Origin of the sequence: Methylophaga sp. UBA1464 (assembly GCF_002325665.1) — a bacterium.
GTDB lineage: Bacteria > Pseudomonadota > Gammaproteobacteria > Nitrosococcales > Methylophagaceae > Methylophaga.
The window spans coordinates 1-268 of sequence record NZ_DCSO01000069.1 but is presented as its reverse complement, the minus strand read 5'-3'; the positions used below and the strand labels follow the sequence as shown (position 1 = coordinate 268).

General features: G+C 46.6%; 1 pseudogene. It reads left to right on the top strand.

Going from position 1 to position 268, the window contains the following annotated elements:
• Nucleotides 1–268 (top strand): annotated as a pseudogene (locus tag B3O33_RS08330) (acetolactate synthase 3 large subunit); the annotation flags it as partial.

Genomic DNA, 268 nt, shown 5'->3' with positions numbered 1-268 from the left:
GTTGTGGTTGATGTTCCGAAAGACATTACGGATCCGAACATCAAGATTCCTTATGTTTATCCCGAGAGTGTTCATATGCGCTCTTATCAACCCATTACCAAAGGCCATCCGGGTCAGATTAAGCGTGCAGTGGAGTTATTGCTGACTGCCAAAAAACCAATGGTTTATACCGGAGGGGGGGTAGTGTTAGGCAATGCCGCTGAACAGCTACGGACTTTTGTCAATACTTTAGGGTATCCGGTTACCTCAACACTGATGGGGTTAGGCT